Annotated in this window: 22 protein-coding genes; 12 read left to right on the top strand and 10 right to left on the bottom strand. The window is 63.6% G+C overall.

Annotation, left to right across the window (positions count from 1 at the left end):
* Positions 1-15: 15 nt before the first annotated feature.
* Positions 16-801: an IclR family transcriptional regulator gene (locus C8D77_RS09425; protein ID WP_109661711.1), complete on the bottom strand. Its 786-nt coding sequence runs from the start codon at positions 799-801 to the stop codon at positions 16-18.
* A gap of 168 nt (positions 802-969) precedes the next feature.
* On the opposite strand from C8D77_RS09425, the gene C8D77_RS09420 reads away from it, so the two are divergent.
* From C8D77_RS09420 to C8D77_RS09385, 8 genes are all read left to right on the top strand, one after another.
* Complete coding sequence (locus tag C8D77_RS09420; protein ID WP_109661709.1) at positions 970-2,289, top strand: ABC transporter substrate-binding protein; 1,320 nt, start codon at positions 970-972, stop codon at positions 2,287-2,289.
* A gap of 136 nt (positions 2,290-2,425) precedes the next feature.
* Positions 2,426-3,322 carry a carbohydrate ABC transporter permease gene (locus C8D77_RS09415; RefSeq protein ID WP_109661707.1) on the top strand — a complete coding sequence of 299 codons (897 nt, stop codon included), beginning with the start codon at positions 2,426-2,428 and terminating at the stop codon, positions 3,320-3,322.
* 2 nt (positions 3,323-3,324) lie between these two features.
* Positions 3,325-4,191 (top strand): carbohydrate ABC transporter permease, encoded by an 867-nt coding sequence (locus C8D77_RS09410; RefSeq protein WP_107648637.1) that lies wholly within the window; start codon positions 3,325-3,327, stop codon positions 4,189-4,191.
* A 4-nt stretch (positions 4,192-4,195) separates the two neighbouring features.
* Positions 4,196-5,293, top strand: a complete 1,098-nt coding sequence (locus C8D77_RS09405) for an ABC transporter ATP-binding protein (RefSeq protein WP_109661705.1) — start codon at positions 4,196-4,198, stop codon at positions 5,291-5,293.
* Positions 5,294-5,298: 5 nt separating this feature from the next.
* Positions 5,299-6,411, top strand: coding sequence for a mandelate racemase/muconate lactonizing enzyme family protein (locus tag C8D77_RS09400; RefSeq protein WP_109661703.1), 1,113 nt, complete (start codon positions 5,299-5,301; stop codon positions 6,409-6,411).
* Positions 6,412-6,420: 9 nt separating this feature from the next.
* A complete protein-coding gene (locus C8D77_RS09395; RefSeq protein WP_109661700.1) occupies positions 6,421-6,750 on the top strand; it encodes an L-rhamnose mutarotase in 330 nt (109 codons plus the stop codon).
* Entirely contained in the window at positions 6,743-7,819 is a 1,077-nt protein-coding gene (locus tag C8D77_RS09390; protein ID WP_109661698.1) for a Gfo/Idh/MocA family protein, read from the top strand. Before C8D77_RS09395 ends, C8D77_RS09390 begins: the two co-directional genes overlap by 8 nt.
* Entirely contained in the window at positions 7,816-8,271 is a 456-nt protein-coding gene (locus tag C8D77_RS09385) for a MaoC/PaaZ C-terminal domain-containing protein (RefSeq protein WP_170136711.1), read from the top strand. Before C8D77_RS09390 ends, C8D77_RS09385 begins: the two co-directional genes overlap by 4 nt.
* Before the next feature lie 27 nt (positions 8,272-8,298).
* Here C8D77_RS09385 and C8D77_RS09380 read toward each other — a convergent pair whose 3' ends face one another.
* From C8D77_RS09380 to C8D77_RS09340, 9 genes are all read right to left on the bottom strand, one after another.
* Entirely contained in the window at positions 8,299-9,087 is a 789-nt protein-coding gene (locus C8D77_RS09380; RefSeq protein ID WP_425453714.1) for a GntR family transcriptional regulator, read from the bottom strand.
* Positions 9,059-10,510 carry a DHA2 family efflux MFS transporter permease subunit gene (locus C8D77_RS09375; protein WP_109661691.1) on the bottom strand — a complete coding sequence of 484 codons (1,452 nt, stop codon included), beginning with the start codon at positions 10,508-10,510 and terminating at the stop codon, positions 9,059-9,061. Before C8D77_RS09375 ends, C8D77_RS09380 begins: the two co-directional genes overlap by 29 nt.
* Positions 10,511-10,849: 339 nt before the next feature.
* On the bottom strand, positions 10,850-11,728 hold the full coding sequence (locus C8D77_RS09370; protein WP_109661689.1) for an SMP-30/gluconolactonase/LRE family protein: 879 nt from the start codon (positions 11,726-11,728) through the stop codon (positions 10,850-10,852).
* A 47-nt stretch (positions 11,729-11,775) separates the two neighbouring features.
* Positions 11,776-12,738 (bottom strand): 3,5-dioxohexanoate:acetyl-CoA acetone transferase, encoded by a 963-nt coding sequence (gene kce, locus C8D77_RS09365; RefSeq protein WP_109661687.1) that lies wholly within the window; start codon positions 12,736-12,738, stop codon positions 11,776-11,778.
* On the bottom strand, positions 12,735-13,682 hold the full coding sequence (locus C8D77_RS09360) for a 3-hydroxyacyl-CoA dehydrogenase (RefSeq protein ID WP_109661685.1): 948 nt from the start codon (positions 13,680-13,682) through the stop codon (positions 12,735-12,737). The genes kce and C8D77_RS09360 overlap by 4 nt, the downstream gene beginning before the upstream one ends.
* Before the next feature lie 10 nt (positions 13,683-13,692).
* Positions 13,693-14,499, bottom strand: coding sequence for an SDR family oxidoreductase (locus C8D77_RS09355; RefSeq protein WP_109661682.1), 807 nt, complete (start codon positions 14,497-14,499; stop codon positions 13,693-13,695).
* A gap of 13 nt (positions 14,500-14,512) precedes the next feature.
* Complete coding sequence (locus C8D77_RS09350) at positions 14,513-16,597, bottom strand: ABC transporter permease subunit (protein ID WP_109661680.1); 2,085 nt, start codon at positions 16,595-16,597, stop codon at positions 14,513-14,515.
* The gene (locus C8D77_RS09345; protein WP_109661678.1) at positions 16,594-18,126 is read right to left on the bottom strand and encodes a sugar ABC transporter ATP-binding protein; all 1,533 of its coding nucleotides are present in this window, start codon (positions 18,124-18,126) and stop codon (positions 16,594-16,596) included. The genes C8D77_RS09350 and C8D77_RS09345 overlap by 4 nt, the downstream gene beginning before the upstream one ends.
* Before the next feature lie 103 nt (positions 18,127-18,229).
* Positions 18,230-19,357, bottom strand: a complete 1,128-nt coding sequence (locus C8D77_RS09340) for a sugar ABC transporter substrate-binding protein (RefSeq protein WP_109661676.1) — start codon at positions 19,355-19,357, stop codon at positions 18,230-18,232.
* Positions 19,358-19,679: 322 nt separating this feature from the next.
* Between C8D77_RS09340 and C8D77_RS09335 the strand changes: the two genes are divergently transcribed.
* The 4 genes from C8D77_RS09335 to C8D77_RS09320 all read left to right on the top strand — a co-directional run bounded on the left by C8D77_RS09335 (position 19,680) and on the right by C8D77_RS09320 (position 25,202).
* A complete protein-coding gene (locus tag C8D77_RS09335) occupies positions 19,680-20,360 on the top strand; it encodes a GntR family transcriptional regulator (RefSeq protein WP_109661674.1) in 681 nt (226 codons plus the stop codon).
* Between the two features lie 245 nt (positions 20,361-20,605).
* Entirely contained in the window at positions 20,606-21,628 is a 1,023-nt protein-coding gene (locus tag C8D77_RS09330) for an ABC transporter substrate-binding protein (RefSeq protein ID WP_109663224.1), read from the top strand.
* Between the two features lie 74 nt (positions 21,629-21,702).
* The gene (locus C8D77_RS09325) at positions 21,703-24,186 is read left to right on the top strand and encodes an ATP-binding cassette domain-containing protein (RefSeq protein ID WP_109661672.1); all 2,484 of its coding nucleotides are present in this window, start codon (positions 21,703-21,705) and stop codon (positions 24,184-24,186) included.
* Entirely contained in the window at positions 24,183-25,202 is a 1,020-nt protein-coding gene (locus C8D77_RS09320; protein ID WP_109661670.1) for an ABC transporter permease, read from the top strand. The genes C8D77_RS09325 and C8D77_RS09320 overlap by 4 nt, the downstream gene beginning before the upstream one ends.
* Positions 25,203-25,255 lie beyond the last annotated feature (53 nt).

Genomic DNA, 25,255 nt, shown 5'->3' with positions numbered 1-25,255 from the left:
CATTCAAATAAGAATTTATGCCGATGAGCCGACTGCAGAGCCGGCGAGGTGCGACAGCTTTTCCGCCGTGACCAGCAGCAGCTCGATTGTCCTTGTGATGTCGGGCGCCGAAGGCGCGTTGACGACGGTGATGTAGGGAATCGACAGCGCGGCGATCGCCTTGCCGTCGGAACTGCGCACCGGGGCGGAGAGGTTGAAGACGCCGGCGGTCTGCATCGAGGCCATCATCTCGTAACCGCGGTCGCGGATCTGGTCGAGACGGGTGAAGAACTCGGCCGATTGCGCCGTCTTGTCGGTGCTGCGGACGTGTTCGGAAATCATCATCTGCCGCTCTTCCGGCGAACGGAAGGCGAGCAGCACATGCCCCGACCCGGTGTCGAACAGGCTGATATGCGAGCCGACCCGGATCGATATGCCCCAATAGTTCGGCGCCTCTTGCTGACCGATGACGACAGCAGAACCGCGATCAAAAACAACGAGTTGGTTGGCCTGCTGCGAAGTCTCTGCCAGTTCGCGCATCAGTGGCGTGGCGTAGGAAACCAGCCGCCGCACCGGGGCATGCAATTGCGCCAGGCCGAACAGCTTGAGCGTCAGCGAATAGCGGTCGCCGTCGAGCCTGGTGACGTAGCCGCGCCGCACCAACCGGTCGAGCATGCGGTAGAATTCGTTGGGGCTGCGGTCGAGTTTCTTGGCGATTTCGGCCTGCGTCAGGCCGCCGTCAACGCCCGCCAGCAGTTCAAGGATGTCGAGCCCCTTGTCGAGCGCCGGCGCGCGATAGCGCTCGTCTTCGCTGTCGTCCATGGCTCATCCCTCCAGTGAATTTCACCCTTCATATACGCAGGAACACACCCGGCGGAAACAAATTTCGCCTTGACGTATCCGTGAATGTTTTGTTTGTATATGAATGTAGCACTTCTTGTCATCAGACGAGTTGCGGTCGCCGCTGAGGCGCACCAAGGGAGGATACCAATGAACAGACTGCTTTCCGGCGTGTGCGCCGGTGCATTGTTGCTTGCGTCAGGCGCAGGCGCTGCCCTTGCCGGCGACCTGCCCGGCAAGTTCGAAGGCGTGACCGTCGACGTGAAGCTGATCGGCGGCCAGCAATATGAAAAACTCTACGAGCGCATTCCCGAATGGGAAAAGGCGACCGGCGCCAAGGTCAACATCCTGACCAAGAAGAACGGCTTCGACATCGACAAGGAGCTGAAGTCCGATATCGCCTCGGGCAGCACCAACTGGTGCGTCGGCTGGAACCATTCGTCGTTCGCGCCGCAATATACGGGCCTCTACACCGATCTCAGCAAATTGCTGCCCAAGGCAGAGATCGACGCCTTTGTGCCGTCGACCATCAAGTCGGCAACGATCGACGGCAAGCTGGAGATGCTGCCGCGCGCCCAGTTCGACGTTTCGGCGCTCTACTACCAGAAGAGCCTGTACGAGAACGCCGACAACAAGACCAAGTTCAAGGCGAAATACGGCTATGACCTGGTGCCGCCGGACACCTGGAAGGAAGTCACCGACCAGGCCGAGTTCTTCGCCAACCCGCCCAATTTCTACGGCACGCAATTCGCCGGCAAGGAAGAGGCGATCAACGGCCGCTTCTACGAGATGGTCGTCGCCGAAGGCGGCGAGTACCTCGACAAGGACGGCAAGCCGGTCTTCAATTCCGAGGCCGGCATCCGGGCGCTTGACTGGTTCGTCAACCTCTACAAGGCCAAGGCCGTGCCGGCCGGCACCACCAACTACCTCTGGGACGATCTCGGCCAGGGCTTTGCTTCGGGTACCGTCGCCATCAATCTCGACTGGCCGGGCTGGGCAGGCTTCTTCAACGATCCGAAGTCGTCGAAGGTCGCAGGCAATGTCGGCGTCAAGGTCGCGCCGAAGGGCTCGTCCGGCAAGCGCACCGGCTGGTCCGGTTTCCATGGCTTCTCGGTGACCGAGAACTGCCCCAACAAGGAGGCCGCGGCTTCCCTGGTGTGGTGGCTGACCAACGAAGACAGCCAGAAGCTCGAGGCCGCCGCAGGTCCGCTGCCAACCCGCACCGCGGTCTGGGACTGGGACCTGAAGCAGGCCGAAAACGATCCCTACAAGAAGGAGGTTCTTACCGCCTTCCAGGAAGAGGCCAAGCACGCCTTTGCCGTGCCGCAGACGCCTGAATGGATCGAGATCTCGAACGCCGTCTACCCCGAATTGCAGGCGGCGATCCTCGGCGACAAGACCTCGAAGCAGGCACTGGATGAAGCCGCCGCCAAGGCGACGCAAATCCTCCAGGACGCCGGCAAGCTTTAGTAACGGCTCCCAGGGCCGCCTCCCCCATCAGCAATGGGGGAGGCGATCGCGTTTCGCGGGATGCCAGCGGTTTACGCTAACCCTTCGCTCCCGGCCCTCGCACCGCCGCCCAAATGCAAACACCTCAAGGATTCTGATGAAGGGCTTCAAGCCATCCGCGCCATTCCTGCTGCTGCTTCCGGCTGGCATCGTGCTGGCGGCGGTTGTCGTCGTGCCGTTGTTGCTGTCGCTCTACTCCAGCTTCACGCCGTTCCGCCTGACGCGGCCCGAAACGTTCTACGTCTTCATCGGCATCCGGAACTATCTTTCGATCCTGTCCAACACCGATTTCTGGTGGGCCTTCGGCCGCACGGTGCTGCTGCTGACTATTGCGCTCAATCTCGAAATGCTGCTTGGCCTTGGCCTCGCCATGCTGGTCGAGAAGGCGACGCGCGGCCAGCGCATCCTGCGCACGCTGATGATGTTCCCGATGATGTTCTCGCCGATCCTCGTCGGCTTCCAGTTCAAGTTCATGTTCAACGACAATATCGGACTGGTGAACAATGCGCTGCAATCACTCGGCATCACCAGGGATGCCATACCGTGGCTGATCGAAGGCCATCTCGCCTTCATCGCCATTTCGATCGCCGAGATCTGGTCGTCGACGGCGATCTTCGCCATCCTGATCCTCGCCGGTCTGCTCGCCATGCCCAAGGAGCCGATCGAGGCAGCGCGGGTCGACGGCTGCACGCCGTGGCAGACATTCCGCTATGTGACCTGGCCCTTCGTCATGCCCTTCGCCTACATCGCCATGACCATCCGTTCGCTCGACGTGGCGCGCGCCTATGACATCGTCAAGATCATGACCGATGGCGGACCGGCGGGCCGCACCGAACTGCTTTGGACCCTGGTGGCGCGCACCGCCTACAGCGACGGGCGCATGGGCATGGCCAACGCCATGGCCTATTTCTCGATCCTGCTGTCGATCGCATTCACGGTCTACTTCTTCAACAAGCTCGCCGCGGCGCGCACGCAGATCGGCGCGGAGTGGTGAAGATGGACGAGAATTCTTCCGCCCGCCTGAAGCGCCGGCTGTTGGGCGTCGTCTATCGCATCGGCCTGTTCCTGGCGATGCTGACGATCTGCCTGCCGGGTCTGTGGATCGTCATCTCGTCGCTGCGGCCGACGGTCGAGATCATGGCCAAGCCGCCGGTGTGGATCCCGCAGGAGATTTCGTTCGACGCCTATGTCGCGATGTTCAGCGGTATCGGCAAGGGCGGCATCCCGGTGATCGAATACTTCCGCAACTCGCTGATCATCTCGGTGACCTCGACGGTCATTGCGGTGGCCATCGGCATGGCCGGCGGCTATGCCTTCGCGCGCTACCGCTTCCGCGGCAAGTCGAGCGTGTTCCTTGGCCTGATGCTGACGCGCACGGTGCCCGGCATTGCGCTCTCGCTGCCGCTGTTCTTCCTCTATGTGCGGCTCGGCATCATCGACACGCATTTCGGACTGATCCTTGCCTATGTCGCGCTCAACGTGCCGTTCACGATCTGGCTGATCGACGGCTTCTTCCGCCAGGTGCCCAAGGACCTCGCGGAAGCGGCGCAGATCGACGGCTGCACGCGCTGGCAGGCGTTCTGGCAGGTCGAGTTCCCGCTTGCCGGGCCGGGCATCGCTTCCGCAGCGATCTTTGCCTTCCTGACCTGCTGGAACGAATTCGCGCTGGCCTCGCAACTGACCCGCTCGGTGAGCGCCAAGACGCTGCCGGTCGGCCTGCTCGACTACACCGCCGAGTTCACCATCGACTGGCGCGGCATGTGCGCGCTCGCCGTGGTGATGATCATTCCGGCGCTCACCCTCACCTACATCGTCCAGAAACACCTTGTCGGCGGCCTGACCTCCGGCGCGGTGAAAGGCTGATCCAATGGCAACCGTTACCCTCACCAAGCTGACCAAGCGCTACGGCACCGTCGGGATCGTACACGGCATCGATCTCGACATTGCTGACCGCGAGTTCATTGCGCTGGTCGGCCCATCCGGCTGCGGCAAGTCGACGACGCTGCGCATGATCGCCGGGCTGGAAGAGATCAGCGCCGGCTCGATCGAGATCGGCGGGCGCGTCGTCAACGACCTGCCGCCACGCTCACGCAACATCTCGATGGTGTTCCAGTCCTACGCACTCTACCCACACATGACGGTGCGCGAGAATCTCGGCTTCTCCCTGAAGATCGCGGGTGCTGCCAAGGAAGACATGGAGCGCCGTGTTGCCGAGGCCTCGGCCATCCTCGGCCTCGACACGCTGCTCGACCGTCGTCCGTCGCAACTGTCGGGCGGCCAGCGCCAGCGCGTCGCCATGGGCCGCGCCATCGTGCGCGACCCGGACGTGTTCCTGTTCGACGAGCCGCTTTCCAACCTCGACGCCAAATTGCGCACGCAGATGCGCACCGAGATCAAGAAGCTGCATGCCAAGGTTCAGTCGACGGTGATCTACGTCACCCATGACCAGGTCGAAGCGATGACGCTTGCCGACCGCATCGTCATCATGCGCGACGGCCATATCGAACAGGTCGGCACGCCCGACGAGGTTTTTCGGCGGCCGGCGACGCGCTTCGTTGCCGGCTTCATCGGCTCGCCGCCGATGAACCTGCACGAGGCGACGATCGATGACGGCCAGATGGTTTTCGCCAGCGGCGAAAGACTGCCGCTGCCCGGCCAGTTCAAGGCCAATGTCGCCACCGGCGACAAAGTCGTGTTCGGGCTGAGGCCGGACGACATCTATCCGACCGGCCATGGCATCAGCTCCGGGGGTGCTGCGGATGTCCATCAGATCGAACTGCCGATCACGGTCACCGAGCCGCTCGGCAACGAGACGCTGGTGTTCGTCGAATTCAACGGCACGGACTGGGTGACGCGCATGCTGAATCCGAGGCCATTGAGGCCGGGCGAGCGGGTCGCCATGAGCCTCGACATGTCGCAGGCGCATCTGTTTGCCACTGAGACCGGAAAGACATTGCGGAGCTGATCGGCATGACCAGAATCGAGAAAGTCGAGCTGCGGATGGTGGACCTTGTGCCCAAGGTCAAGCGCACCGACGCGATCCAGAGCTTCGTCAGCCAGGAAACGCCGATCGTTACGATCACCGATTCCGACGGCGCGGTCGGCACAGGCTACAGCTACACGATCGGCACAGGCGGTTCGTCGGTGATGCGGCTTCTGTCCGACCATCTAGTGCCGCGCCTGATCGGCCGCGACCCCGACATGATCGAGGCGATCTGGCACGATCTCGAATTCGCCACCCATGCCACGACGATCGGCGCGATCACGGCCATCGCGATCGCCGCGATCGATACCGCACTTTGGGACCTGCGGGCGAAGAAGCAGGGTCTGCCATTGTGGAAACTCGCTGGCGGCGCCAAGGACCGCTGCCCGCTCTACACGACCGAAGGCGGGTGGCTGCACATCGAGACGCAGGCGCTGGTCGACGACGCGCTGGCCGCCAAGGCCAAGGGCTTTCGCGGCTCGAAAGTGAAGATCGGCAGGCCGCACGGCTCGGAAGATCTGGCGCGCCTGTCGGCGGTGCGCAAGGCGGTTGGTGACGGCTACGAGATCATGACCGACGCCAATCAGGGATTTTCGGTCGACGAGGCGATCCGGCGCGCCGCAAGGCTGCGCGAGCTCGACCTCGCCTGGATCGAGGAGCCGCTGCCGGCCGACGACATTGACGGTCATGTGCGATTGTCGAACTCGACGCCGACGCCGATTGCCATCGGCGAGTCGCTCTACTCCATCCGCCATTTCCGCGAATATATGCAGAAAGGCGCCTGCTCGATCGTGCAGGTCGATGTCGGCCGCATCGGCGGCATCACGCCCTGGCTCAAGATTGCGCATGCGGCCGAGGCCTTCGACATTCCGGTCTGCCCGCATTTCCTGATGGAACTGCATGTCAGCCTGACCTGCGCTGTTCAGAACGGCCGATATGTCGAGTACATTCCGCAACTCGACCAGTTGACCGGCAAGCATATGCGCATCGAGGATGGCCAGGCGCTGGCGCCAGACGAACCGGGCATCGGCATCGACTGGGACTGGGACGCGGTCAAGGCCATGAGCATCGCCGAATTCACCACGGCGATCATCAGATAGGAGACTGATATGCAGCGGATGGGGATGGTTCTGGGGTTGAAGCCGGAAAAGGTCGAGGAGTATGTGCGCCTGCATGCCGCCGTCTGGCCTGACGTGCTGACCATGATCTCGGCCTGCAACATCAAGAACTATTCCATCTACCTGAAGCGACCGGAGAACCTGCTGTTCAGTTATTTTGAATACCACGGCACCGATTATGCGGCCGACATGGCGAAGATGGCCGCCGATCCGAAGACGCAGGAATGGTGGGCGGTCTGCATGCCTTGCCAGGAGCCGCTGGCAACCCGTGGGGAAGGCGAATGGTGGGCTGAGATGGACGAGGTCTTCCATCATGACTGAAGGCGGTTTCGACCCTGCCTTGCTCGTCCAGTCATGGCCCAAACCCTCCAAGCCTCGGCCAATCGTCACCTTCGGCGCCGGATCGATCGTTGGCGACGCGCATTTCCCGGCCTATCGGAAGGCCGGCTTTCCTATCGCCGGCCTTTATGATCCTGACCATGCCCGGGCTGAAAAGCTGGCCAGCCAATGGGGCGTGACAGCCTTTCGCTCGGCCGAGGAGGCTGCTGCTGTCGAGGGTGCGATCTTCGACCTCGCCACGCCGCCCTCGCGTCATGCCGACGTGCTGAAATCCTTGCCTAACGGCGCCGTAGCGCTGATCCAGAAGCCGATGGGCAGCAACCTTGCCGAGGCGACCACGATCCTCGAGATCTGCCGTGCCAGGAAGCTGCACGCGGCGGTCAACTTCCAGTTGCGCTTCGCGCCGATGATGCTGGCGCTCAAGGACGCGATCGCCAAGGGCTGGCTCGGCGAGATCGTCGACTTCGACGCCTGGCTGGCGCTGGCGACGCCGTGGGAGCTGTGGGAGTTCCTGCTCAAGGCGCCACGCGTCGAGATCGCCATGCATTCGATCCACTATCTCGACCTGATCCGGCAGTTGCTCGGCGACCCCAAGGGCGTGCACGCCAAGACGCTCGGCCACCCCAGCCACGCGGTGGCGCAGACGCGCACCAGCGCCATTCTCGACTATGGCGACACCGTGCGCTGCGCACTGTCGATCAATCACGACCACAAGTTCGGCCGCCGGCATCAGGCCTGCGAGTTCCGCATCTGCGGCACCGAGGGCGCCGCCTATCTCAAGCTGGGTCTCAATCTCGACTATCCCACAGGCGAACCGGATATTCTGGAGATCCATCCGAAAGGCGGGACGGACTGGATCGCGGTGCCCTTGGCCGGCGAGTGGTTTCCCGACGCCTTCGTCGGCCGCATGGCCAATGTCCAGCGGTTTGCAGCCGGAGAAGATGCTACGCTGATCAGTCCGGTCGAGGATGCGTGGAGCACGATGGCGCTGGTCGAGGCCGCCTATAAATCGAGTGCGGCGCCGGCGACGTCGATCGCGGAAAGGCCATGATGGAACAGATCCAGTATTTCGAGGACTACGAGATCGGCTCGTCGCGCCTCACCAGCGGCCGCACCATCACCGAGACCGACTTCATCGTCCATGCCGGCCACACCGGCGATTTCTTCCCGCATCACATGGACGCCGAATTCATGAAGACGACGCCGTTCGGCCAGCGTATTGCCCACGGCACGCTCGTGTTCTCGGTCGGCATCGGCCTGACGGCAACCATCGTCAATCCCGCCGCCTTTTCCTACGGCTATGACCGGCTGCGTTTCATCAAGCCGGTGTTCATCGGCGACACGATCCGCACGCGCACCACCATCGCGGCCAAGGAGGACGATCCTAAGCGGCCTGGTTCAGGGCGGGTGATCGAGCGCTGCGAGGTGATCAACCAGCGCGGCGAAGTGGTGCTCGTGGCCGACCACATCTACATCGTCGATCGCAGGCCGGCGCAGGGCTGAAGCCATCGCTATGCCTTTTGAGCCGACCTAGGATTTTCGCGACAGGCCATCTTCCCTGATCGCGCTAACCAGCGTCTCGCTTCCTTCGCGAAGATGCTGCCTCAGAATGCTTATGGCCTTGTCGCCGTCGCGCCGCCGGCAGGCGGCCAGCAGGTCGCGGTGCTCCGTCTGCGAGCGGTTGCGATAGTCCAGGTTCGACAGCAGGATGCGAACGTAGCGATCGGCCGCATTGTGGTGCGCCTCGATCAGGCCGAGCAATCGATGGTTGCCGCAGGCATCGTAGAGAGCCAGATGAAAGGCACGGTTCAGTGCCCCCCATCGGCCGACATTGCGCTCGGCGTCGATCTGATCGAGCACCTGTTCCGCCTCGTCGAGCTTCGCGCCGGCAAGGCCGGGTACCGAGAGCCGGAGCGCCTCGCTTTCGAGCAGCTCGCGCAGCGCATAGATTTCGCTGATCTCGGCGCTGTCCATCCGGGCGACCTGCGCGCCCTTGGTCGGGTGGATGGAAACAATGCCCTCGGCTTCCAGCTGGCGCAGGGCATCACGAATGGGCATCCGGCTGAAGCCGAACTGCTCGGCCAGTTCGTCCTGGCGCAGCGGAGTGCCTGCCTTGATGGTTCCATTGGCAATCGCTTCGCGCAGGACATTCGCGACCTGCTCGGCCACGGTCCGCGGCCCCTGCATCACGCTTTCCGCAAATCCTTGCAATCGATGCTCCCGTTCACGTGGTACCAGCCTAATGGAAAACCGCCTTTGTGGATATAAGTATGCCCGTATACATCCGGCATCATTTGCGAGAATTTCCTGCCCGAACATGGCCACTGACCTGCACGCCGTCCTCGGCACGCAAATACAGGAAGCCGGGGATGGACAGCAGCGGGATGACCGCGGTCAGCAGGAACACCTGGTGAAAGCGTTCCGGTGTCACGATGTGGGTTTCTCCTGCGACCAGACCCAGCACCATGGCGGCGATCGAAACGCCGAGGGAAACGCTAAGCTGCTGCAGGACGCCGCCGAGGCTGGTGGCGCGGCTGAGCTTGTCGGCCGGCAGGTCGGCATAGGACAGCGTGTTGGAGGTCATGAATTGCGCCGACCGGATGATCCCAAAGACAAAGACGTAGAGGCCGATCATCCAGTGCGGCGTATCGGCCTCGATCGAGGCGAAGCCCGCCACCGCGGCTGAGCCGACCACCGCGCTGCCGATCAGCACGACATTGAAGCCGAAGCGCCGCAACAGCGGCGACAGCAGCGGCCGGATGAGCAAGGCGCCGAAGCTGCCGACGAATGTCAGCGAGCCTGATGTGACCGGGCTCATGCCGAAGCCGACCTGCAGCATCAGCGGCAACAGGAAAGGCACGCCGTTGAGGCCAACGCGGCACAGACCGCCTGCCAGCGTGCCGACCCAGAACGAGCGAAATCGAAACAACGTCAGATCGACGGCCGGCGCGACGACGCGGCGTGCATAGCGCCCGAAGGCGAGCAGCAGCAGGATCGCCGCGGCCAGCACCAGCAGTGTCGCCGAAACAGGGACGATCGGCCGGCCGATGCTCTCCAGTCCGAACTGCAGCAGGGCCACGCCGCAGCCCACCATCAGGAACCCGGCGAAGTCGAAGCGTTGCACCGCCTCCTCGCGAAAGTCGTCGACGAAGCGCAGCGCCGCCAGAATGCCAAGGCAGCCGAAAGGCACGTTGACATAGAATATCCAGCGCCACGATGCATAAGTGGTCAACAGGCCGCCGAGCAGCGGCCCGATCACAGGTCCCATGATGGCGGGCAAGGTCATGTAGGTCATGGCTGTGATCAGCCCGCTGCGCGGAAAGCTGCGCAGCAGGATCAGCCGGCCGACCGGCGTCATCATGGCGCCGCCCAGCCCCTGCAAAGCGCGCATCGCCAGCAGCATGCCGAAACTGTTCGCCATGCCGCACAGCGCCGAACCAAGGGTGAAGGTGAAAAGTGCCAGTGCGAACACTCTTCGTGCGCCGAACCTGTCGGCGAACCAGCCGCTGACGGGGATGAAAACGGCTAGGGTCAGAATGTAGGTGGTGATCGCCAGGTTCAGCCTGACCGGCGTCGTGTCGAGGCTGCGCGCGATGGCCGGGATCGCGGTGGTGATGATCGTGGAATCGAGCTGCTCCATCAGAAAGGCGATGGCGACGATGATCGGAATAATCAGTCTCAGCCTCGGGTCGCGCTCGGTGGCAAATTGAGGCTGTTCCAATGCTGTGGCCGATTCCGTCATGCAGGCGGCTGCTCTATCCCAAAGGCAGGATCGCCTTCTGTGCGGCAAGCCAGCCGAGGCCTGATCACACGGCCAGTCTTATGGTCCGACAAATGGGCAAGCGGTAGTCATTTCCTCTGTGATGGAAGTCAACAAATCTTGACTACCAATCCGGTGGAGAGGAGATCGGCAAAGTCAGCGGCGATCGGCGTCCGAACTGCCGTCGCCTGAAGGTGCATTTGCGTTCAGCGCGCGCCCATCCCGATTTCGTGAAGGAACGTGTCGAGTGAGAGGCCGTTTTCTTCCCCATCTATGTCTCGCATGTACAGGGGGCATCCTCATGAATCCATTTTCCTCCCGTCAGCCGCCGAAGCGCGGTTCCGCGACGCCCTTGATGCCAAGACCGGTGATGGCAAACAGGCTGCCGCGCAAGACGCCGTCTCCGGGAAAACGCGGCAGCGGCGGCTTGGCCATCGAGGTCACGTAGAGGATATCGAGCTTCGGTCCGCCGAACATGACGCTGGTGATCTTCTTGACCGGCATGTCGATGACGCGGTCGATGCTGCCATCCGGCGCGTAGCGCACCAGCCTTCCATCATAGACCAGCGCGTTCCACAGATAGCCCTCGGCATCGACGGTCGAGCCGTCAGCCGCACCACCCCGGCTGGTGTCGACGCCCACGAAAGTGCGCCGGTTGGTGGCGGTGCCGGTGGCGATATCATAGTCGTAGGCCCAGATCTCGCCGGTCCAGGTGTCGGCGAAATAGAAGGTGCGGTCGTCGGGGCTCCAGCATGGGCCGTTGGAACAGATGATGCCGGAATCGATCCGGGTGACGGAGAAATCCGGATCGAGCCTGTAGAGACCGCCGGACGGCCCCTCTTCCATCGTATCCATGGAGCCGGCGAAGAAACGGCCGCGCCGGTCGACCTTGCCGTCGTTGAGTCGGTTCATCGGCTTGTCCGGCTCGGGATCGTGGATCAGCGTTACATCGCCGGTGGCAAAATCGAGCAAATGGAAGCCGCGCTGCAGCGACACCACGGCGCCGCTGCCATCCTTGCGCAATGCCATCGAGCCGATCTTCATCGGCACGTCCCACGACCGGATCTCGCGTCCGTCGGCGGTCGCCCGGAACACGCGTCCGTCGAAACTGTCTATCCAGTAGAGGCGCTCCTGTTCGACGTCCCACAGCGGTCCCTCGCCCAATGTGGTCTTCACATCCACCACGACTTCGATCTTCATGCCGTCCTCCTTGGTATTGGCGTCACGCAGCGATTGGTCGGGCCGCGTCAGAAAGCGACCTTGTCGCCGCCTTTCAATGACAAGATCTCGCGCGCCTCGTCGGGCGTCGCCACTTCCATGCCGAGCCCCTCGATGATCTTGCGGGCCAGCAAGACCTGCTCGGCGTTCGATTTGGCAAGCTTGCCCTTGCCCGCCCACAGACTGTCCTCCAGCCCGACGCGGATGTTGCCGCCAAGCGCCGCCGACTGCGCGGCGATGCGAAGCTGGCTGGCGCCGGCGCCGAGCACCGACCAGCGGAACTGGTCGCCGAACAGCCGGTCGGCGGTGCGCTTCATATGGGCGACGTCTTCGGGATGCGTGCCGATGCCGCCCAAAAGTCCGAATACCGACTGCACGAAGAAAGGCGGCTTCACCAACCCGCGGTCGGCGAAGTGGGAAAGGTTGTAGAGATGGGCGATGTCGTAGCACTCGAACTCGAAGCGCGTGCCATTGTCGTAGCAGGTCGCCAGAATGTACTCGATGTCCTTGAACGAGTTGCGGAAGACGAGGTCGCGCGTCGCTTCCAGATGCGGCTTTTCCCAGTCGAATTTGAAGGTCTCGTATTTGTCAGCCAAGTGATAGAGCCCGAAATTGATCGAGCCCATGTTGAGCGAGGCGACTTCCGGTTTGAACTGGGCGGCCGGCCGCACACGCTCCTCCACCTTCATGTAGGGACTGCCGCCGGTGGTGATGTTGATGGCGGCTTTGGTGCCTTGCTTGACGCGCGGCAGGAAGCGGGCGAAGGCCTCGGGCGTCTGGTCCGGCTTGCCGGTTTCCGGGTCGCGGGCATGCAGATGCAGGATCGCGGCGCCGGCTTCGGCCGCGGCGATCGCCTCCGACGCGATCTGGTCGGGCGTGATCGGCAGATGGGGCGACATGGTCGGCGTGTGGATGGCGCCCGTCACCGCGCAGGTGATGATGACCTTGCCTCTGGTCTGCGCAGTACCGGGCTTGCGGCTCGTTTCGATCATTGTCCGTACTCCTGGTCCGTTTTTTTCTTGTGCGCCGCCAGCGCCATCAGCCGGCGGTCGCGCCACACCTGCCGTTCGCCGAGGCTCTCGCGCGGCAGGCGTTCGCGGCGGTCGGCTTCGACCGTTTCCATCACCTCGCCCGCCCAGTCGACGCGGCGCAGCATCTGCGGAAAAATGTTCGAATAGATCGACTGATAGCGCTCGACATAGTCGCGCACGCCGCCGGGTGCATTGAGATCGATGGTCTCGAACGGGCCCATGAACGACCAGCGCAGCGCCAGCCCGTCGCGGATGCCGATGTCGACATCCTCGACGCTGGCGTACCCGTCGGCGACAAGCCTGAAAGCCTCCTCCAGCAACGCCCCTTGCAAGCGGTTCATGATGAAGCCGTCGAGCTCGCGCTTCATCACCAGCGGCGCGTGACCGGCGTCGATGAGGAAAGCGCGGGTTCTCTCGACCGTCTCGGCAGAGGTCCACGGCGCCGGCACGATTTCGGCTGCCGGAATGAGATAGGGCGGATTGATCGGATGCACGACCAGACAGCGGTGCCGTCCTTGCAGATGATCGGTGAATTTCGACGGCAACAGCGCCGAGGTAGAGCTGGCGATGATCGTTTGCGGATCGGCAAGCCTGTCGATCAGGGAGAACACCTCCCGTTTCACCTCGAGGTTTTCAGGCGTGTTCTCCTGGACGTGGACCGCACCAGCCAGCGCCTCTACCAGCTCGGCGACAATGGTGATCCGGCTAAGCACGGCGTCGATCGCCTGTCCTCGCAGCAGGTCGTTTGCGGCAAGATCGCCAAGCACGCCGGCAATGTAGTCGCGGGCGCCGCCTGTGGCAGTGGGCGACTGGTCCCACATCCGCACATCATGGCCGGCGCGGGCAAAGCTGATCGCCCAGGCCCGCCCGATGAACCCGCTTCCGACGATCGCGACATTGGCCATGGATTGTTCCTCAAAGTGTTTCGACGTTTCCGTCGACGCCGAGCGACTGGCCCGAAATGTTGATCCCTGCATCGGATAGCAGGAAGGCGACCATCGCAGCGACATCATAGGGGCTGGTCATGCGGCGCAGCGAGATGTTCTGCAGATAGCGCCCGGTCATCTCCTCGTGGCTGATGCCGACCTGCTTGGCGCGTGCCGAGATGACACCTTCGATGCGCGGTCCCTCGATGATGCCGGGCAGGATGGCGTTGACCCTGATGCCATGCGGTCCAAGCTCCTTGGCGAGACTCTGCGTGAAACCGATGACGCCGAACTTGGCCGCCGAATAGGGCGTGCGGAAGGCGTAGCCATGGCGGCCGGCGGCCGACGACATCGAGACGATCGAACCGCCGCCCGCCGCCTTGATCAGCGGCACGGCGCGACGGGCGCACAGAAACTGGCCGGTCAGGCAGATGTCGATACAGCGCCGCCAGTCGGCCGGATCGATCTCGTCGACGCCGCCGGTCGGCCCGGCAATGCCGGCATTGTTGATCAGCGCGTCGAGCCCGCCGAGTTCTTTCTCGACCGCTTCGAACAGCCGGTCGACTTCGTCTTCCCGCGACACGTCGGCCTTGACCGCGGCGACCAGATCGATCTTGTCGGGCGCAGCGGCCAGCGCCTCGTCGGAAACGTCGCAGACGACGATGCGGGCGCCGAGCCGCGACAGCGTGTCGGCTATGGCAAAACCGATGCCGCCGGCGCCTGCCGTCACCAGCACGCGCTGGCCTTTCAGCCCAATCAGAAAGTCGTCCGCCGAAACCGGCGCCCTTGTGCTCATCGTCCTGTCCTTCTCATTGCAGCCGCCGTTCGCGCAGCGCCATGACGGCGCCCAGAACGACCAGCCCGTAAAGAATTGCCCTTGTGGCGTAGGGAAGCGTGGTGCCGGCCAGCAGCATCTGCAACGCCGTCAGCAACAACACGCCGCCGAGCATGCCGAGATAGTGGCCGCGACCGCCGGTGATCAGCGCGCCGCCGACGACCACCACGGCGATCGAGGGCAACAGGTAGTCGTCGCCCATGCCAAGGCTCGCCTGCCCCGAAAAGCCGGTCAGCATGATGCCGACAACAGCCGCGCAGACGGCCGACAGCATGTAGACCAGGATCAGCGTGCGCTCGACGCCGATGCCCGACAATCGCGCCGCGCGCAGCCCGTTACCGATGCCGTAGACCCGGCGTCCGAACGGCGTGCGCCCGAGCAGCAGCACCGCCGCCACGACAAAGACGACCATCAGCAGCACGATCGGCGTCAGCAGGCCGGCGAGCCTTGCCGTCATGACCCAGCGCAGCATCGGCGAGGAAAAGCCGGCCGGCGTTCCCTGCGAATAAAGCAGCGCGCAGCCTTGCAGGATGCCGTTGGTGGCGAGCGTCATGACGATCGGCGAGATGCCGAGATAGACGATCCCGAAGCCATTGGCGAAGCCGATCACGCAGGCCATCAACAATACGACCGGCAAGGCGTAGACAAGAGCCGCGTCGGAGCCGTTGACCATGCCGGCCAGAATGATGCCGGAAATGCCGATCGTCCACGGCACGGAGAGATCGAGGCCGCCGGTCAGAATGACGGTTCCCTGCCCGAGCGCCAGGACAGCGAGGAAGGACGACAACACAAGCAGCGAGTTCCAGTAGCCCGGATTGAGGATGGCGCGGCCGAGCCAGATCTGGGTGACAACCACGATGAGCAGCAGGCAGACATAGGCCGGCAGCGCATAGCGCAGCGTCTCCGCATTGCGCAGATGGAAGGCAGGGCGCGGCGATGCCGGACCGCGCTGGTTAGGCGATGGTTCGGCGACCTTGAGGCGCCGGTCCACGCGCTCGAGCTGCGAGGGCAATATGCCGGCGCGCCAGGCGGCAAGCCGGGCGCGCGCGGCCCGCAATTGCACGGCAAGAACCGATGCGTGGGAAATGGAGCCGGCAAGTGCCGCCAGCACCAGAATGGTGCCTTCGGCGATGGTCGCATAGTAGGCCGACACATTGAGCACCAGCAGGATGTTCACCACGATCATCAAGATATAGGCGCCGAAGACAGAGCCCACCGGGCCGCCCTGCCCGCCACCGAGACGCGTGCCGCCGACGACGACCGCCGCGAACATCGACAAAAGCAGCGGATTGCCGACCAGCGGATCGCCGCTGCCGGTCTGGGCGCTGATGAACACTCCGGCAAGGCCATAGCAGCCGCCGGCGATGACATAAACAGCAAAGCGCACCAGCACGACATTGATGCCGACGGCAGCGGCCGACTCCGGATCGCTGCCGACCGCATAAAGTGCTGTGCCGAAGCGTGTTCCCTTCAGCCAGAACCAGGCGAGCAGGACGACGCCGATCACCACCAGCGGCATCGGCAGCCAGCCGGTGATCGCGTCGCCGAGGTAGAAGGTGCCGAGATCGGGCGACACGAAGCCGCCGGGCTTGTCCATCACCAGCAGCGTCACGCCTTGCAGGATGAACATGGTGGACAGCGTCACCACGATGGGCTGCATGCGCAGCACCGCGATGAAGAAGCCGTTGAAGGCACCCACGGCCATGCCGACGCCGATGCCGACGGCGGTCCACAAGATGATGCTGGCGCCTGGTGCCATCGGGTCCATGCTCGATGCCAGCACGGCATTGACCAGCGATATTACCGCGCCGGCGGACAGGTCGAAGCCGCCCGACAGGATGACGATGGTCTGGCCTATCGCCGCGAGCGCCGAAGTCGCGCCGCCGCTCGACAGGAACGACACATCGAAATAGGTGAGCGGCCCGGCGCTGATCCAGTCGACGATGAAAAGCAGGATCGCCAGGACGGCCGCGGCGATCAGCGCGCCGCGGTTGCGCATCAGCGCGCGACGCAGCCCCAAGCCACCGGAACCAGGTGATGAAAGGCTTGCGCTGCTCATGCGACGGCTTCCCCGGCATGGCCGAGTGCCGGGCGCATGATGGCCGGCTCGGTGATGGCGTCGCCTTCGAGCTCGGCCGCGATGCGCCCGTCATAGAGAATCAGGACCCGGTCGCATTGGTGGACGAGTTCGGGGATTTCGGTCGAGTGCAGCAGGATGGAGCCGCCAGCGGCCACGTAGTTTCGCATCATCACATAAAGCTCGTGCTTGGTGCCGACGTCGATGCCGCGGGTGGGATCGAACAAAAGCAGGATGCGGCTGTGCGCCACCAGCCATTTGGCGATGGCGATTTTCTGCTGGTTGCCGCCGGAAAACGCGCCGGCCCGCGTCCACAGCGCGCGGCGGTCGACTTCGACAGTGGCGAACGCCGCCTCGACGGAGCGGGTCTCGGCTTGCGCGTCGACAAGGCCGAAACGGGTGAAGCGCGATATCACGGGAAGCGTGGCGTTCTGGCTGCCCGACAGTTTCAGGAACAGGCCTTCGGATTTGCGATCCTCCGGCACCAGGCCGATCGCCATGTTGGGCAGCAAGGCATCCGCGGGCGAACCGAGCCAGACCTTGCGGCCATCGACGAGGATGTGGCCGCGGGTGATTTCGGCCATGCCGAAGCAGGCCAGGAACAGATCCTGCTGGCCCATGCCCTGCAATCCGGCGACGCCGAGGATCTCGCCTTTGCGCAGGTCGAAGCCGGCGCCGTCGAGCTTGCGCCCGACCTTGAGGTCGCGCACGCCCAGAACCGGCGGACCGAAGGCCTGGGCGCCGTCGGGCTTGGGCGGAAAGGTCTGCTCGATGCTGCGGCCGATGATCTTTTCGATGACATCGGCGTCCGAGACGTCGGCAACCGGCGCGGTGACGATGTGGCGGCCGTTTCTCAGGATCGTCAGCGTCTCGCAAAAGGCGCGGACCTCGCGCATCCGATGGGTGATGAAGACGATCGTGGTGCCCGCCGCCTTCAGCCTGGAGATGATATCGCCCAGCCAGTCGACGTCGCGGCCGGCGAGCGTCGAGGTCGGTTCGTCGAGCAGCAGGATGCGCGGCTTGCGATAGACGGCACGCGCGATTTCGATCTTCTGGCGCACCGAAAGCTCGAGCTCGCTCACCTCCGCGTCGAGATCGACGGAAAAACCGAGATCGTCGATGTGGCGGCGGACAGCCTTGCGGGCAGCGCTGCGCCGGATCAGGCCGGAGACGCCGACGGGGGCGTAGGGCAGCAGCATGTTGTCGAGAACGGAGAGATCGCGCACCAGGGTCATCTCCTGGAACGCCGTCTGCATGCCCAGCGCATGTGCTGCGCGTGGTGCGCCGTAAGCGATCTCCTTGCCGAAGACACGGACATGACCTTCGCTTGGCCGGACCAGCCCGGACAGCAGTTTCACCAGCGTCGACTTGCCGGCTCCGTTTTCACCGAGCAGTGCATGGACGCTGCCGGGCGCGATCCGGAATGACACGCCGTCCAGGGCGACGGTGGGGCCGAACGCCTTGCTGATGCCGTCGATCTCGATGGCGGGGAGCGCGGTATGTTCTGTCATATCCTCGATCGCAGGCTGCGCATTTTGGGACGCCACGCATGAGCGCGGATCGACGATGCACGGACAAGACATCCGTACATCGTCGCGATTTGCCTTGGGAGGCTCAGTTCTCCGGTTGTCCAACGAGGGCAGCGGCTAGGCCGACCTCGGGTGTCTGGTCCGAAAAGATCGAGGCAAACCAGCCGGGATTGGAGACCAGCGACGGCTTGAAGGCGTTGCAGCCTGCCTTCATCTCCGCCCATGTGCCTTCGTCGCACAGCTTGATCGTCTCATTGGTGACGACCGGCAACGGCAGGATGGTGGTCTTCGACACGTCCTTGCCTTCGATCGCCTCGACGGCGAGCTTCAGCGCCAGCGCACCGGAATAGGGCGGCGACGCATAGGAAATGCGTTGCGCGCCCGCCGGTGCATAGGGCGGCGCCGCGCCTTCGACTTCGGTGCCCTCCGGCAGCATCTGGATGCGGCCGCCATTGGAGCCTTCACCGGCGCAAGGCAGGAGTTCGCTGGTCTTCTTGCCGGCCTCGAGCTGCATCGAGTTGGCGGTGAAGCAGCCGACCTGCATCCACAGCCCGTTGATGTCGTCCCAATTGCGGGTAGCCAGGATCTTCGAAAGCTCGGTGCGGGCGACAGCCTGGCTCCACATGCCGACAGCCTCGCCGACGATCTTGATGTCAGGATACTTGGCGAAGACTTCCTTGGCGGCCTTTGTCCGCTGATCGTCGACGGATGTTCCCGGAACACCCGTGATGGCGATGATGTTGCCCTTGCCATTGAGCTTCTTGACCAGCCATTCGGCGGTCACCCTGCCCGCTTCCAGCTGGTCGATGTGGACGTTGTAGGCACAAGGCTCGGTGATCTCGGCGTCGTAGGCAAACACCTTCACACCCTTGTCGCAGGCATTCTTGACGACCTGATTGAGCGCGGTCGGCGAGATCGGGTACACGATGATCGCCTCGGCGCCGCTTTGCACCATTGCATTGATCTGCTGAATTTGGCGTTGCGCGTTAGGGCCGGCGACCTGGACCTGCAGGTCGACCTTGTCGGCCAGGCTCTTGTGAGCGGCCATGGCCTTGACCATGTTGGCCGCCTCCGCCTGCCAATCATTGCCGATGTAGCTCATGCTGAGAAAGATCTTGTGCTTCTCGGCTGCCTGCGCGCCGGGCAGCCCAAGGGCGCATACAGCCATGGCGGCCAGCAGCGCGAGCCGCCGGACTTTCAATCCGATACCCATATGAAACTCCTCCCGATCCGAACGACCGAATGCCTCCCAAGGGCACGAACGTAACCCTTGTCATTCGATGCCGGTGACCCTAACATGATTTGATCAAAGATCAATGATGAAATCATCTAATATCAAAACCGGGACCCTTGGGCGCTTGACGTGGCACCTTGAACCTTGCATTCCGGACGCCAGAGTGGCTCCGCGTCTCTGTGAAACGCGGAGCCACTCTGTCTCTTTGCTTTGGCGCAATTCCGGACGGAAAACCGTTTCACACTTTTCCTGGAATTGCTCTGGCGGTAGCGTCGCCCTTGGGCGGGAAGGTTGACGGGAGATGGCTGGATCGGCGTACAAAAAGTCGGGGGTCGAGATCACACCCCTGTCCAGGGAAACCCTGCAGGACAGGGTCTATCGCCATGTCACCGAACTGATCCTCGACGGCAGCATCGTGCCGGGCGAGATGGTCACGGTTCAGAGCCTTGCCGATGCTTTCGGTGTCAGCCCGATGCCGGTCAGGGAAGCACTAAGGCGCCTGACGGCGGCCAACGCACTGATGGTGGTTTCAGGCCGGTCGATCGGTATTCCGGCATTAAGCCGCGCACGCCTCATCGACCTCAGGAATGTCCGGTTCGAGATCGAGGCGATCGCGGCCGCATGGGCTGCGGAGCGCATGGACGACCAGGCCGTGGCGCAGTTGCGCCAGCATCTGGATGCGCTCGAACAGGCCAATGCCGCCGGCGACGTCAAATCCTATCTGCGCGCCAACTACGCCTTTCATTTCTCGATCTATCGGGCGGCGGGTTCGGAGAACATGCTCAACATCATCGAGAACCTTTGGCTGCAGATCAGCCCCTACTTCAACATGCTGCACGATTCGGGAAACTACTCGACCGCCAACGAACACCACCAGGAGATGTTCGCGGCATTGAAAAACCGGGACGCGGAGGCCGTCAGGGCCGCGGTCCGCGCCGACATCGACGCCGCTTTCGACGTGCTGGTCGATCTTTTGAAGTAGCGCTCGGCCCGGCCTCTCAAGGCTTCTGTCCAAAGAGCGGCTTGTAAGCCGCCGCAGAAAACGATCACGAATTACCATCCCATCGAGGTAGCGGCCGCAACAACAGGCGATGCGCGGCAGTGTCACTGTCGACGCTTGCCTATTTGGTATGCTGGTATAATATGTACCTGACATAGCGTGTCCCTTGAGGTTACGCTGTGTTCGTGTGGCAAGCCAAGCCGATCGTGTTTTTGGGAGGAAATACCATGAGATTTGTAACTGTGGCGGCGCTCGCCGGCGCCGCAATGGTGGGCGCTGCTGTGTTGCCGGCAATGGCATCACAGGACGCGCCGGTCATCGCGCTCGCCAACGCCTATTACGGCAACACTTGGCGGCACCAGATGGTGGAAGCGTTCGAAGCCTCTGCCAAGGAAGCCAAGGCCGCTGGTCAGATCGCCGACTATATCGTCATGAACGGCGATGGCTCGGTGGCGCAGCAAAACAGCCAGATTGCCGAGCTGATCCTGAAGAAGGTCGACGTGCTCGCCGTCGACGCCGCCTCGGAAACGGCAGTCAATGGCATCATCGAAAAAGCCTGCAAGGCCGGCATCATCGTCATCTCTTTCGATTCGGTGGCCTCGGCACCCTGCAACTACCAGCTCAATTTCGACTTCAAGGGCTACAAGGCGACCCAGGCCGAGGCGGTCTTCAAGATGCTCGGCGGCAAGGGCAACATCCTGCAGGTGCGTGGCGTGAAGGGTTCGGCGCCCGACAACGACATGTTCAATGCGCAGCAGTCGGTGCTGGCGAAGTATCCCGACATCAAGGTGGTGGCGACCGTCTATGGCCAGGCGACCGCCTCGGTGGCGCAGGCGGCGATCGCCAATGTGCTGCCCTCATTGCCGCATGTCGACGCCGTGCTCGGCCAGGGCGGCAGCGACGATGTCGGCATCGCGCAGGCCTTCGTCCAGTATGGCGGCGACTACACCGGCAAGATGCCGATCATCGAGGGTGGCGGCGGCACCGACTTCGTCAAATGGTGGGCCGATGAGAACGCCAAGAACGGCTATCAAACGGTGTCCATGAACACCACGCCAGGTATCGGAGGGGCTGCCTTCTGGCTCGGCCTGTCGCTGCTGAAGGGTGCCCAGGCGCCCAAGCTGATGATCATGCCGGTGGCGACGGTCGATGCCGGCAACCTCAAGGAATACGCCAAGCTGCCAGGCGGCCAGATCATCAGCCCGAGCTATTCGCTGGACTGGGTCAAGCAGAACCTGCTGAGCAAGTAACGCGATCCAGCGCTACCGGATCGGGCGGTGCCGGAGCACCGCCCGATCGTCGCTGTCGAAGAAACGGAGGGCGAATGTCCCAGTCTGCCGTCGCCGATCAGGACAGAGCCGCCGCCAAGGTGCCTGCCGCACCAATCGGGCAAAGTGTCGTTTCGCTCACCGGGATCACCAAGAGCTTTGGACCAACGCTCGCCAACACGGGGATCGACCTCTGCGTCGGTGCCGGCGACGTGATCGGGCTGGTCGGTGGCAATGGTGCTGGAAAATCGACGCTGATGCGTATCCTGTGCGGCGCGATGTGGCCTACGCTGGGCTCGATTTCCTTTGCCGGCGAACATGTGAACTTCGCCGACTACGGCACCGCCGAGGCGCAGCGGCGAGGCATCCGCATGGTGCATCAGGAGCTTTCGCTCTGCGCCAACCTGTCGGTCGCCGAGAATTTTTTTCTGGAGACACCTCAGGATGCGGCGACCCGACCGGGGTGGAGAACGGTTTACAAGGCTCGGGCTCGCGCAGCGCTCGACGCTGTCTTTCCAGGTAACGGCATCGATGCCGACGCCGAAGTCGGCCACCTCTCCATCGCCGAACGGCAGATGGTGGAGATCGCGCGTGCCGCGGCAACGCCCGGCGTCAGGCTGATCGTGCTCGACGAGCCGACCTCGTCGCTCGATCTCGACCGCTCCAAACAGCTGCGAGCCTTCATTCGCGAGCGGGCAAAGGCCGGCCTTGCCTTCATCTTCATCAGCCACAAGCTGCAGGAGATCATCGACATCGCCACCGAGATCGTGGTGCTGCGCAACGGCCGCACGGCGTGGCAGGGCCAGGTCGCGGACGCCTCGATCGGCAGGCTGGTGCAGCTGATGGGCGGCGATGCCAATCCGGTGCATCAGCACGCCGTCTCCGCCGCCTCCGCCCAGGACGTGCTGGTGCGGCTCTCCGGCCCGCTGACATCAGAACTCGGCCGCGACATCGAGATCGTGCGCGGCGAGATCGTCGGGTTGGCCGGCCTCGAAGGCAGCGGCCAGAAGGAGCTGCTGCATAGGATCTTCAGCCCCGACCGCAAGCAGAATAGCGAGGTCACACGACATGCGCAGGCAGGCTTCATCGCCGGAGACCGGCAGAAGGAAGGCGTGTTCCCGCTGTGGAGCGTGCTGGGAAACATCAGCATCGGCGCACTGGCCCGCCGCCCGGCGCTGGGCCTGGTTTCCGATCGCGCCAATCGCGAGATGGCCGCCGGTGCCGCCGGCAAACTGCGGCTGGATGACAGCCGCTTCCAGTCCAACATCACCGAGCTCAGCGGCGGCAATCAGCAAAAGGCGCTGGTCGCGCGAGCGCTAGTCGCCGACACGCCGATCATCCTGCTCGACGACCCGACGCGCGGCGTCGACATCGCCACCAAGCAGGATTTCTACCGGCTGTGCAACGAGATTGCGCGCAGCGGCCGCGCACTGGTCTGGCATACGACCGAGGATGCCGAACTGCTCGCCTGCGATCGCGTGCTGGTCTTTGCCGGCGGACGGATCGTCAGGGAACTCACCGGTGACGCGATCACGGAATCGGCTGTCGTCGGCGCATCCTTCGCCCAGCCGGCTGACAGGCTTGCGGCTGCCCGAGACAAGGATGCGCCAGCGACAAGGCTTGGCCGCAGGCTGGTGGATGCGGCGCCCTTCATCGGGCTTGCCGCCGTGCTGGCCGTGATGGTCTCAGCCAATCCAGCCGTAGCCTCGATCTTCGGCCTCGATCTGCTGCTGATGCCGGCGCTGTCGCTGGTGCTGGTGACGGCCGCACAGATGTTCATTGTCGGCGGCAGCGAGATTGACCTCGGTGTCGGCGCCTTCGCCGGCCTCGTCAGCGTGCTCAGCGCCACGCTGCTTTACGACCAACCATGGCTCGGCGCGCTGGCGCTGGCGGGAGCGCTCGCCGCCTATGCCGGGCTTGGCGGGGTGATACAGGCGCGCAAGATTCCGGCCATCGTCGTCACGCTCGGCGCCTCCTTCATCTGGGTCGGACTGGGCTATGCACTGCAGCCGACGCCCGGCGGCGCCAGCCCGGAATGGCTGTCGGCGCTCTTCAGCTGGTCGCTTGGCTTCGTGCCCACCTCCATCATCCTCATCGCAGCCGTCGCGCTGATCGTCTTCGTCATCGACCGGCTGCCGCTCGGCGTGGTGCTGCGCGGCTTCGGCAACAACCCGACAGCGATGATCCGTTCGGGATGGTCGCCGACGCGCTATGCGCTGGTGCGCTATCTCATTGCCGGGCTGTTTGCGGGTGCAGCCGGCCTGTCGCTGACGGCGATCAACACGGCGAGCGACATCAACTCCGGCAATTCGTTCACTCTGCTTAGCGTCGCCGCCGTGGTGATGGGCGGCTGCTCGCTGCTGGGCGGTATCATCTCGCCGGTCGGCGCCGTCGCCGGGGCGGTGACGCTGTCGCTGATCGGCGCGTTGCTCGGCACGCTGAACGTCAGCAGCGATTTCAACGCCGCGACGCAAGGCCTGATCCTGATCGCTCTTTTGACGCTGCGCAGCCTAACCGCTGACCGCAGGAGCGAACAATGAACGCTCTGACCGCCTTCAGCCTCTGGACGCAGAGAAACCGCTGGATCTGGGCGGCGATCGGCGTGCTGCTTCTGTGGCTGGTGCTATCGATCGTCACCAACCGCTTCAGCCTGTCCAGCCTGTCGGGCATCATCTTGTCGGCATCCTTCCTGACGATCGTCGGCATCGGCCAGATGTTCGTGGTGACGACCGGGCGCGGCAACATCGACCTCTCAGTTGCCTCGGTGATCACGCTCAGTGCCTTCGTCGCGCTGCTCACCATCAAGGGCCAGGATGCCAATCTCGCCATCGGCGGTGCCGCCGCGATCCTGCTCGGCCTTGCCGTCGGCGCGCTCAATTCGCTGCTTGTCGTGGTGCTCGGCATCCCAGCCATCATCGCCACGCTGGCGACCGGCTACGTGCTGGCCACCGCAACGCTGCTGTCGAACCGGGCGATCTCGGGTTTCAGCGTCAGCCCGGCGCTGAAATACCTGGCATCGGGCCGTATTTCCGGAGTGCCGATCATGGCCGTTATCGCCATATCAGGCGTCGCGGCAACCTCCTTCGTGCTGCGCTACACGGTGTTCGGCCAGTTGTTGTCGGCGGTCGGCCAGAACCGCACTGCAGCTCGGCTCGCCGCCATCAGGACCGGCCCGGTGATCGCATCGGCCTTCATCATCTCGTCGGTGCTGGCGTCGCTCAACGGGCTGCTGCTTGGCGCCTATATCGGCGGCGCCTTCCTCGAAATGGGCCAGCCCTACCTGTTGCAGTCGATCGCTGCGGTGGTCCTCGGCGGAACGCTGATCTTTGGCGGCTCGGCAACCGCCGTCGGCACCTTGTTCGCCAGCATCCTTTTGATCCTGATCGTCACAACGATGCAGATCATCGGCCTTCCTCCGGGCGCCCAGGATATCGTGCAGGGCGTCGTTGTCATCTTCGTGCTCGCGCTTGCCGGACGACAAGCGATGACGCGGCGAGCGCCGGTCGAGCCGACAGACGGCGACGCCGCAATGTCGGCGGGAGACCGGCAGTCGTGACCTGCATCGCATTCACCATTATCGGATTGCCAAAATCTGGTAGCGTGATTATA

Source organism: Mesorhizobium loti, from assembly GCF_003148495.1.
Classification (GTDB): domain Bacteria; phylum Pseudomonadota; class Alphaproteobacteria; order Rhizobiales; family Rhizobiaceae; genus Mesorhizobium; species Mesorhizobium loti.
The sequence above is the reverse complement of the archived record's forward strand: the minus strand, read 5'-3'. Positions and strand labels throughout refer to the sequence as shown.

Bases quoted from the DNA above. Each gene is read 5' to 3' on its own strand.
- C8D77_RS09375 (WP_109661691.1), bottom strand. From the start codon at position 10,510: ATGACGGAATCGGCCACAGCATTGGAACAGCCTCAATTTGCCACCGAG.
- C8D77_RS09390 (WP_109661698.1), top strand. From the start codon at position 6,743: ATGACTGAAGGCGGTTTCGACCCTGCCTTGCTCGTCCAGTCATGGCCC.
- C8D77_RS09355 (WP_109661682.1), bottom strand. From the start codon at position 14,499: ATGAGCACAAGGGCGCCGGTTTCGGCGGACGACTTTCTGATTGGGCTG.
- C8D77_RS09325 (WP_109661672.1), top strand. From the start codon at position 21,703: ATGTCCCAGTCTGCCGTCGCCGATCAGGACAGAGCCGCCGCCAAGGTG.
- C8D77_RS09395 (WP_109661700.1), top strand. From the start codon at position 6,421: ATGCAGCGGATGGGGATGGTTCTGGGGTTGAAGCCGGAAAAGGTCGAG.
- C8D77_RS09350 (WP_109661680.1), bottom strand. From the start codon at position 16,597: ATGAGCAGCGCAAGCCTTTCATCACCTGGTTCCGGTGGCTTGGGGCTG.
- kce (WP_109661687.1), bottom strand. From the start codon at position 12,738: ATGATCGAAACGAGCCGCAAGCCCGGTACTGCGCAGACCAGAGGCAAG.
- C8D77_RS09400 (WP_109661703.1), top strand. From the start codon at position 5,299: ATGACCAGAATCGAGAAAGTCGAGCTGCGGATGGTGGACCTTGTGCCC.
- C8D77_RS09360 (WP_109661685.1), bottom strand. From the start codon at position 13,682: ATGGCCAATGTCGCGATCGTCGGAAGCGGGTTCATCGGGCGGGCCTGG.
- C8D77_RS09335 (WP_109661674.1), top strand. From the start codon at position 19,680: ATGGCTGGATCGGCGTACAAAAAGTCGGGGGTCGAGATCACACCCCTG.
- C8D77_RS09345 (WP_109661678.1), bottom strand. From the start codon at position 18,126: ATGACAGAACATACCGCGCTCCCCGCCATCGAGATCGACGGCATCAGC.
- C8D77_RS09410 (WP_107648637.1), top strand. From the start codon at position 3,325: ATGGACGAGAATTCTTCCGCCCGCCTGAAGCGCCGGCTGTTGGGCGTC.
- C8D77_RS09370 (WP_109661689.1), bottom strand. From the start codon at position 11,728: ATGAAGATCGAAGTCGTGGTGGATGTGAAGACCACATTGGGCGAGGGA.
- C8D77_RS09380 (WP_425453714.1), bottom strand. From the start codon at position 9,087: ATGTTCGGGCAGGAAATTCTCGCAAATGATGCCGGATGTATACGGGCA.
- C8D77_RS09415 (WP_109661707.1), top strand. From the start codon at position 2,426: ATGAAGGGCTTCAAGCCATCCGCGCCATTCCTGCTGCTGCTTCCGGCT.
- C8D77_RS09330 (WP_109663224.1), top strand. From the start codon at position 20,606: ATGAGATTTGTAACTGTGGCGGCGCTCGCCGGCGCCGCAATGGTGGGC.
- C8D77_RS09425 (WP_109661711.1), bottom strand. From the start codon at position 801: ATGGACGACAGCGAAGACGAGCGCTATCGCGCGCCGGCGCTCGACAAG.
- C8D77_RS09320 (WP_109661670.1), top strand. From the start codon at position 24,183: ATGAACGCTCTGACCGCCTTCAGCCTCTGGACGCAGAGAAACCGCTGG.
- C8D77_RS09420 (WP_109661709.1), top strand. From the start codon at position 970: ATGAACAGACTGCTTTCCGGCGTGTGCGCCGGTGCATTGTTGCTTGCG.
- C8D77_RS09340 (WP_109661676.1), bottom strand. From the start codon at position 19,357: ATGGGTATCGGATTGAAAGTCCGGCGGCTCGCGCTGCTGGCCGCCATG.
- C8D77_RS09385 (WP_170136711.1), top strand. From the start codon at position 7,816: ATGATGGAACAGATCCAGTATTTCGAGGACTACGAGATCGGCTCGTCG.
- C8D77_RS09405 (WP_109661705.1), top strand. From the start codon at position 4,196: ATGGCAACCGTTACCCTCACCAAGCTGACCAAGCGCTACGGCACCGTC.